This window comes from Streptomyces sp. NEAU-W12, from assembly GCF_026242095.1.
Classification (GTDB): domain Bacteria; phylum Actinomycetota; class Actinomycetes; order Streptomycetales; family Streptomycetaceae; genus Streptomyces.
The window spans coordinates 234336-240982 of the sequence record NZ_JAPJDM010000012.1 but is presented as its reverse complement, the minus strand read 5'-3'; the positions used below and the strand labels follow the sequence as shown (position 1 = coordinate 240982).

General features: G+C 73.4%; 4 protein-coding genes. 1 reads left to right on the top strand and 3 read right to left on the bottom strand.

Translation table 11 applies throughout. From position 1 onward, the window contains the following. Positions 1–118 precede the first annotated feature (118 nt). Positions 119–760, top strand: a complete 642-nt coding sequence (locus ORI94_RS17680) for a hypothetical protein (RefSeq protein WP_266076417.1) — start codon at positions 119–121, stop codon at positions 758–760. 18 nt (positions 761–778) lie between these two features. On the opposite strand, the gene ORI94_RS17675 is transcribed toward ORI94_RS17680, so the two are convergent. The 3 genes from ORI94_RS17675 to ORI94_RS17665 form a co-directional block, all read right to left on the bottom strand. Next, a complete protein-coding gene (locus ORI94_RS17675; RefSeq protein ID WP_266076415.1) occupies positions 779–2212 on the bottom strand; it encodes a S28 family serine protease in 1434 nt (477 codons plus the stop codon). Positions 2213–2357: 145 nt separating this feature from the next. Next, positions 2358–2744 (bottom strand): hypothetical protein, encoded by a 387-nt coding sequence (locus ORI94_RS17670; protein WP_266076411.1) that lies wholly within the window; start codon positions 2742–2744, stop codon positions 2358–2360. A 136-nt stretch (positions 2745–2880) separates the two neighbouring features. Beyond that, positions 2881–6612: an ABC transporter ATP-binding protein gene (locus ORI94_RS17665; RefSeq protein WP_266076409.1), complete on the bottom strand. Its 3732-nt coding sequence runs from the start codon at positions 6610–6612 to the stop codon at positions 2881–2883. Positions 6613–6647: the final 35 nt, after the last annotated feature.

Here is a 6647-nt window from a genome sequence, read left to right as displayed (position 1 = left end):
CCGCCCCCCCACCCCCCCCCCCCCCCCCCCCCCCGGGGCCCCCCCCCCCCGGGGGGGGGGGGGGCCCCCGGGGGGGGGGGCCCCCCTGGACGGGGGTGTCCGGGGGAGGGTGACGCACGTGAGAAGTTCCCTGGGTGCGGTGTGCGCGCTCTCCGTGCTGGCCGCGGCCCTGTCGGCCGGCTGCCAGAGCGCGCCGGGCGGCGCCGAGAAGGACGGCCGCCCGGACGGACGGCGGTCGGCGACGGTGTCACCGGCGCCGACCCGGCCCTTCGGGTACGGGGCGGTGTTCCTCGCGATCGACGAGTGCAGTTCGTTCGGCCGGACCAGTTTCACCGAGGTGCCGTGCACGAGCGAGCGAGCGGCGGCCCGGGTGGTCGCCCGCCACGACGGGACCGTCCGGGACGGGCCGCGCTGCCCCGCCACCACGGACTTCGTCCTGCACATCGGCGAGCAGCGCCCCGTGTCCGACGAGGACGGCGACGGGGCGGTGCCGCGCGGCTACGCCTGCATGCGCAACCTCCAGCCCCCTCACCCGGGCGATCCCGGCGGCGGGGGCGGGCCGCGCACCATCGTCGGCGACTGCGTCCGCGGCCTGGACGACGGGCGGGTCCGCGAGACGGCCTGCGACGGGCGGGGGCACCCGGCGCGGGATTCGGGGGTGCGGCGGGCGGTGGCCGCCCGGCCCGCGGGCCCGGCGCCCACGACCCTCTACGTGCGGCTCGGCGGCGGTTCACCGGTGGGCTGCGCCCGCCCGGTGTGAGCCGTCGCCGCCCACGCCCTAGCGGTGCAGCGCGGGTTCCCGCTCGATGTCCCGCACGTCCAGCTTCCGGTCGAACTTCGCCAGCGGCTTCGCCCCGGCCGGGTCGGCCTTGACCGCGTCCGGCGCCACGCCCGCCCAGTCGAGGATGCGGGCCGTGGCGAGCGCCCTCTCCTCGTCGACCAGACCGGCCACGTCGGCACCGTGGTTCATGCCGGGGGCGGTCATGACGTACGAGTCGCGCGCGCCCCTGCCGATCCGGAAGGGTTCGGCGCCCCACGGGTCGTTCTCGCCGTAGACGAACAGCATCCGCCGGGCGTTGTGCCGCACCCAGGTGTCGACGTCCCGCATGGCCCGGCGGTCGAACGTCATCGGGATCGAACGGGGCACGAAGTGGCGCGGCGGCTGGTAGCCGTAGCGGACGTACTTCTTCTCGATGTGCGGGAAGCGGATCGTCGGCGCGCCGAGCTGCGTGCCGGCCTGGTAGTAGTACGGCGTGTACGGGGACAGGCCCTGGTCCGTGTAGAACGAGAAGCCGGAGATCGTGTCGACCGAGGTCCAGATCTCGTCGTCGGTGGCGTTCTCGGCGTCCGCCGGGATCTGCGCGCAGTCCGCCACGCTGCCGTACTGCCAGAAGCCCCACACGTAGTCGAGGACGACCGCCTCGTACGCCCTGTCCAGGCTGCCGATGGTGTCGAAGGTGTAGCCGTTCTTGGCGGCGAGGGCCTCGTACTTGCGGCTCAGCGCCTCGCGGCGCACCAGTGCCTCGCGCTGCACGCCGTTCAGGCGGGTGCGGCACTCCTCGGTGCCGACCTCCCGGAAGAAGCGGTCGTAGGCGGAGTCCTCCTTGTTCACCACGTCGTTGGGGGCGACGTAGGCGACGACGCCGTCCATGTCACGCGGGTAGAAGCGCTCGTAGTACGTGGCGGTCATGCCGCCCTTGGAGCCGCCGGTGGAGATCCACTTCTTCGGGTAGATCCCCTCCAGCGCCCGGTGGATGCGGTGCTGGTCGCTGGCGGCCTGCCAGATGTCCAGCGTGGACCAGTCGGCCGGGTCCGGGCGGGACGGGGTGAAGAAGCGGTACTCCATGGAGACCTGGTTGCCGTCCACGATCTGGGTCGGCTCGCTGCGGCGGGGCGTCGTCGAGACGTTGTAGCCGCCGGTGAAGAAGACGGTCGGCCGCGCCACGTCCTTGTGCAGCACGGTGATCCGCTGCTGGAAGGTGCCCCGGGAGGGCCTGCGGTGGTCGACCGGCTGGGTGTACTCGAGGACGAAGAAGCGGTACCCGGTGTACGGCTTCTCCTCGAGAAGGCTCATGCCCGGGACGGAGAGCAGTCTCTCCTTGATGTCGGTGCCGGCGGTGACGTCGGTCTCGGCGGCGGTGGCCGCACTCGCCGCGCTCACCGTGCCGATCAGCATCGTGAGCGTCAGCAGCCATCTGAGCGCCTTGCGCATGCACACTCCCCTGTCGAACAGATGTGGCCGGAAGCTAACCGACCAACTCGCCCGAGCACCAGGGGACATGGGGATAACCCTCTGCGCAGAAGAGGGCAAAGGCCTTACGCCGGACAGAAATCGCGGCTCGGGTCCGGGAGCGCGCTCAGCACAGGATCCAGCCGGAGCTGACCGATCCGCCGGCCACCCTGCCCTTCACCCAGACGCAGCGGCGTCCGGCGTGCACGGTGACCGGGCCGGCGTGCCGCTTGTAGCGGCCCTCGTCGACCACCGGACGGCCGCCGCGCGCCCGGATGCTCACCGACATCTTCCGCTCGGTGCCGGGCTTCCTGGCGAGGGTGACGGCGCAGAGGTAGCCGCCGCGCTTGTAGACGACGACCGAGCCGGTGGAGAACGGCAGGGTGCGCATCTTGCGTCCGGGGCAGTGCGCGGCGGCCTGTGCGTCGGCCGGCGCGGCGACCACCAGCAGCCCCGCCGCGGTCAGCACCGCCAGGCCGAGCGCGAGCCGCCGGTGTATCGCTCCACTTCCCACTGCCGTTCCTCCCCGTACCGCACCGCATGTGCCGCGACCGACGACGTACGGGTGTACGGACGCACGGCGTACCCCGGATGGTTGCCCACCCGCCTTCCTCCCCGGCTCCGCGGCCCCGCGCCCGCCCCCCGCGGGCTCACCGTCCCGCGCCGACCGGCTCCTCCGGTTCGGCCTGCCCGACGAAGGTCCGCCACAGCGCGGCGTACTTCCCGTCGCGGGCCAGCAGCTCGTCGTGCGTGCCGTCCTCGGCGACCCGGCCGTGGTCCATGACGACGACCCGGTCGGCGCGGGCCGCGGTGGTCAGCCGGTGCGCGACCACCAGCGTGGTGCGCCGTCCCGCCAGCCGGTCCGTCGCCCGGTTCACCTGGGCCTCGGTGGCCAGGTCGAGCGCGGCCGTGGCCTCGTCGAGCAGCAGGACGTCCGGGTCGACGAGTTCGGCGCGGGCCAGCGCGATCAGCTGGCGCTGGCCGGCGGAGAGGTTGCGGCCGCGCTCGGCGACCTCGTGCAGGTAGCCGTCCTCCAGCGTGGCGATCATCTCGTGCGCCCCGACCGCGCGGGCCGCCGCCTCGACCTCGGCGTCGGTGGCGTCGGGGCGGCCGTAGGCGATGGCGTCGCGGATCGTGCCCGGGAAGAGGTAGGCCTCCTGCGGGACCACGCCGAGCCGACGCCGGTACGCGGTGATGTCGAGGTCCCTGAGGTCGGTGCCGTCGACGGTGACCCTGCCCCCGGTCGGGTCGTAGAACCGGGCCACCAGCTTGACCAGGGTGGACTTCCCCGCCCCGGTCTCGCCGACGAACGCCACGGTCTGCCCGGCGGGGATGTCCAGGTCGATGCCGCCGAGCGCCTCCTCCTCGTCCCCGTAGGCGAAGCGCACGTCCTCGAAGGCGACCCGGCCGCGCAGCGAGGGCACGCCGAGGGGCTTCGCGGCGTCCCGGGTGGACGTCGGCTCCCGCAGCAGTTCCTGGATGCGGCCCAGGGAGACGGACGCCTGCTGGTAGCCGTCGAAGACCTGGGAGAGCTGCTGCACCGGGGCGAAGAACAGGTCGATGTAGAGCAGGTACGCGACCAGCGCGCCCGTCGTCAGCGTCCCGTCGTCGACCCTGATCCCGCCCACGACGAGGACCGCCACCGCTGCCGACGACGCCAGGAACTGCACGAACGGGAAGTACACCGAGATCAGCCACTGGCCCCGGATGCGGGCGGCCCGGTAGCCGTCGCTGCGCGCCGCGAAGCGCCGGTTGCCCTCCCGCTCGCGCCCGAAGGCCTGCACGATCCGCAGCCCGGACACCGACTCCTGGAGGTCGGCGTTGACCACCGACACCCGCTCCCGGGCCAGCTCGTACGCCTTCACGCTGGCCCGGCGGAAGAAGTACGTGGCGATGACCAGCGGGGGCAGCGTGGCGAAGACGACCAGGGCGAGCTGGACGTCGATCACGAGCAGGGCGGCCATGATGCCGAAGAAGGTGACCACCGAGACGAAGGCGGTGACCAGGCCCGTCTGCAGGAACGTCGACAGCGCGTCGACGTCGGTGGTCATCCGGGTCATGATCCGGCCGGTCAGCTCGCGCTCGTAGTAGTCGAGGCCGAGCCGCTGGAGCTGGGCGAAGATCTTCAGCCGCAGCGCGTACAGCACGCGTTCGCCGGTGCGTCCGGTCATCCGGATCTCGCCGGTCTGCGCCGCCCACTGGACGACCACCGCGAGCAGGCCGAGCAGGGCCGCCGCCCAGACCGCGCCGAGGGCGGCCCGGGTGACGCCGTCGTCGATGCCGTTCCGGATCAGCACCGGCAGCAGCAGGCCCGCGCCGGCGTCCACGGCGACGAGGCCGAGGCTGATGAGCAGGGGTGTGCGGAAGCCGCGCAGGAGGCGGCGCAGCCCGTAGGACTCCTCCGGCTGCACGGCCCGGCGCTCGTCGACGTCGGGGACGTCGTCGGCCGGGGGCAGCGCCGCGACCTGGGCGAGCAGTTCCGGGGTGGCCGGGCTGCCGGCCAGGGCGGTGTCCTTGGGCTCGCGGTCGCCGGTCCACAGGCGGGGGGTGACCCCGCGTTCGGCGTCGAACTCGGCGTCCAGCTCCGCGCGGACCGCGGTGCCGGCGGTGTCGTCCTCGTGGAGGGCGACGGCCGGGTGGTGGCCCGGGGAGACGCCGCCCAGTTCGTCGGGGTCGGTGAGCAGCCGGCGGTAGAGGGCGGAGCGCCGCTGCAGCTCGTCGTGGGTGCCTATGTCGGCGAGCCGGCCGCCGTCGAGGACGGCGATGCGGTCGGCGAGGTTCAGGGTGGAGCGGCGGTGCGCGATCAGCAGGGTGGTGCGGCCGCGCATGACCTCGGCCAGCGCCTCGTGGATCTCGTGCTCGACGCGGGCGTCCACGGCGGAGGTGGCGTCGTCGAGCACCAGCAGGCGCGGGTCGGTGAGGAGGGCGCGGGCGAGCGCGACGCGCTGGCGCTGGCCGCCGGAGAGGGTCAGTCCGTGCTCGCCGACGGTGGTGTCGTAGCCGTCGGGCAGTTCCGTGATGAACCGGTCGGCCTGGGCGGCGCGGGCGGCGGCCACGATCTGTTCCCCGGTCGCGTCCGGGCGGCCGTACGCGATGTTGGCCCGCACGGTGTCGGAGAAGAGGAAGGAGTCCTCCGGGACCAGTCCGATCGCGGCCCGCAGCGACTCGGCGGTCAGCTCGCGCACGTCGTGCCCGCCGACGAGGACGGCGCCGCCGGTGACGTCGTAGAAGCGCGGCAGGAGCAGCGAGACGGTGGACTTCCCGGAGCCGGAGGCGCCGACGACGGCGAGGGTCTCGCCGGGCCGGATCTCGAAGGACAGACCGTCGAGGACCGGGCGGGCGGGGTCGTAGCCGAAGGAGACGTCGTCGAACTCGACGGTCGCGGGGGCGTCGGCGGGGAGCTCCTTGGTGCCGTCGGTGAGGAACGGCTCGGTGTCGATCAGTTCCAGGACGCGCTCGGTGGCGGCCCGTGCCTGCTGCCCGACGGTCAGCACGACGGCGAGCATCCTGACCGGGCCGACCAGCTGGGCGAGGTAGGTGGAGAAGGCGACGAACGTGCCCAGCGTGATGTGGCCGCGCACGGCGAGCCAGCCGCCGAGCGCGAGCATCGCGACCTGGCCGAGGGCGGGGACGGCCTGGAGGGCCGGGGTGTACCGGGAGTTCAGTTTGACGGTGCGCAGCCGCCCCGCGAACAGCCGGCGGCCGACCTCGCGGAGCTTGCCCGTCTCCTGCTCCTCCTGCCCGAAGCCCTTCACCACGCGGACACCGCCGACGGCGCCGTCGACCACGCCGGCGACGGCGGCCGCCTGGGCCTGCGCGTACCAGGTGGACGGGTGCAGCCGGGTGCGGCTGCGCCTGGCGATCCACCACAGGGCGGGGGCGACGGCGACGGCGACGGCCGTGAGCGGCAGCGACAGCGACGCCATGATCCCGAGCGAGATCAGGAACAGCAGGATGTTGCCGATGGTCATCGGCAGCATGAAGAGCAGGCCCTGGATCAGCTGGAGGTCGCTGGTGGCCCGCCCGACGACCTGTCCGGTGGACAGCTCGTCCTGACGGCGGCCGTCGAGCCGGGTGATCGTCCCGTACATGTCGGTCCGCAGGTCGTGCTGGACGTGCAGGGCGAGCCGCCCGCCGTAGTAGCGGCGGATGTACGTGAGGACGTAGACGACGACCGCGGCACCGATCAGTGCGCCCGCCCAGGGGGCCATGGCGCGGGTGTGGTCGCCGATCACGTCGTCGATGATCACCTTGGTGAACAGCGGGACCAGCGCCATCACGGCCATGCCGCCGAGGGACGAGCCCAGGGCCAGCACGACGTCCCCCGGATGACGCCACGCGTACGTGCCCAGTCGTCGTGCCCATCCCTGCTGCGGTGCCACGCGGGTCCCCTCCGGTCGTCCCGATCGGACCGTCC

Excerpts from the sequence above, each read along its gene's own strand:
- ORI94_RS17675 (WP_266076415.1), bottom strand. The coding sequence starts at position 2,212 with ATGCGCAAGGCGCTCAGATGGCTGCTGACGCTCACGATGCTGATCGGC.